The sequence below is a fragment of the Hydrogenimonas thermophila genome (genome assembly GCF_900115615.1).
Classification (GTDB): Bacteria; Campylobacterota; Campylobacteria; order Campylobacterales; family Hydrogenimonadaceae; genus Hydrogenimonas; species Hydrogenimonas thermophila.
In genome coordinates this window covers 1-1,669 of the sequence record NZ_FOXB01000084.1, presented here as the reverse complement: position 1 = coordinate 1,669, position 1,669 = coordinate 1, and the positions used below count along the sequence as shown (strand labels likewise).

2 protein-coding genes are annotated in these 1,669 nt (G+C 34.7%); one reads left to right on the top strand and one right to left on the bottom strand.

Annotation, left to right across the window (positions count from 1 at the left end; genetic code table 11):
* Positions 1-96: 96 nt before the first annotated feature.
* Positions 97-342, top strand: coding sequence for a type II toxin-antitoxin system BrnA family antitoxin (brnA, locus tag BM227_RS12535; RefSeq protein ID WP_092914352.1), 246 nt, complete (start codon positions 97-99; stop codon positions 340-342).
* Positions 343-548: 206 nt separating this feature from the next.
* On the opposite strand, the gene BM227_RS12530 is transcribed toward brnA, so the two are convergent.
* A complete protein-coding gene (locus BM227_RS12530; RefSeq protein WP_092914350.1) occupies positions 549-1,379 on the bottom strand; it encodes a hypothetical protein in 831 nt (276 codons plus the stop codon).
* Between the last annotated feature and the right edge of the window lie 290 nt (positions 1,380-1,669).

Sequence of the window (1,669 nt, the reverse complement as noted above, 5' to 3'; positions counted from 1 at the left end):
TTGGAGAGAAGTTTTATAGCGTTATTACAACAATACGTAGAGATAGAATTAGAATAATCTCTGCAAGAAGATCAAGGAAAAAGGAGATTGAGATATATGAAGGCAAAAGAGTTTGATGAGATATTTGACAAAAGCGAAGAGGATATTGTTGATTATCTTGATTTATCCAATGTTAGAAGACCAAATTTAGAACCAAAAAGGATCAACATAGACTTTCCAGCTTGGATGGTTAAAAAGCTTGATGAGGAGGCACAACATATTGGGGTAAGCCGTCAAGCTATTATAAAGACTTGGTTGGCTGAGAAGATTATGGATCTTGAGTATCGTAAAGTATCAATGTAATTTGGGTACAAATCTATAAAGGTAGATTTCTTTCCATAGATAACTCTTTAATATTGAAAATAAGCGTTTTCAATACTAAAAACATAGTGTTACAATGTAACGGCTTAAGATTCAGGATTTTTTTTGGGGTTTTTGGCTCAATTCTTAAGCGAAAAACTCCAAAAAATTTGGCTTTTAAGGTTTCTAAGTCGACGGAGGCAGTTAAATTATTTTGTATTCTCCTCTTCAAACTCTTTAAGGTATTTAGCGACAATATTTCTACTAACTCCAGTTGCTTCAACAATTTTACCGATATGCCAAGCTCCACTCTTTTTTTTGTACTCATCTGCATATAGTCCAGTTATTGCATTTATTACTGCTTTTCTTGCCTTTTCTGCTTTAGCTCTTGCATTGCTAATTGCTCGTTCTCTTCGTGTCATGTATATTTCCTCCTCGCTTTTAGTAGTTTTAAGCATGTGATATTTCCAATTTCTTTTTTCATACCATCGCCAGATATTTCTACATTTTGCTTTTGCTGTTGAAAAATCTTTCCAATCGTACATATTTGTAGCATACTGCAATAGCATCTCAAAAGATACCATATTGCCTTCACCGCCATTTCTTTGTATCTGTTTTTCTATCCATAGCTTTAACTCCCAAAATTTCATATCATCATCGTGTTGTGAGCTGATATATCCTTGTAGATTTATTTTAGTAGTTGTGATTGTAGAGGTAGATAAACTTTTTAGATTTTGAAACTCTTTCAGCTTGTAAATTTTATCAACTTGTAGCGGATTATTTGGCCTATATTTCAATCTTTCTTTTATCGGTAGAGTGAAGATAATTCTTGCGATTATGTCATTTAGGTACTCTTGCCCTTTTTTTGTATGAAAGTAGCCGTCAATAAGCCATCCTATAAGATAGCTATGCTTGAATTTTACAAACCAATTCGGTGTAGGTAGTCCAGCGTCTATCCACTCTGTACCGTCGTTTCCAGCAACCAAAAAGCATATGTAGTAAGGTTGCCTATTTGTATCTAATATGCTATAATTCTGCATAGCGAAAGCCTATTGGTAAGTAAATGATAATTTTGTAGCCTGATTGGAGAGAGAGTCGCCAAACAATTCTCCGATCGGGCTTTTTTTATGCCCAAATTTTCCATAGCTGTATTATATCGAGAATGCACTAAACTGTCAAATGTTTAGTGCATTCTCATTTTGCACTAAACAACAAGTAATAAGGGGTATAGCCCGCCAGGGCTATAAGTTATGTGGCTTCTTAGCCACATATGTTAACCAGTTGCGATAGCAACTGCACCTATTATTAAACCTCCTGCATTACTTGTACG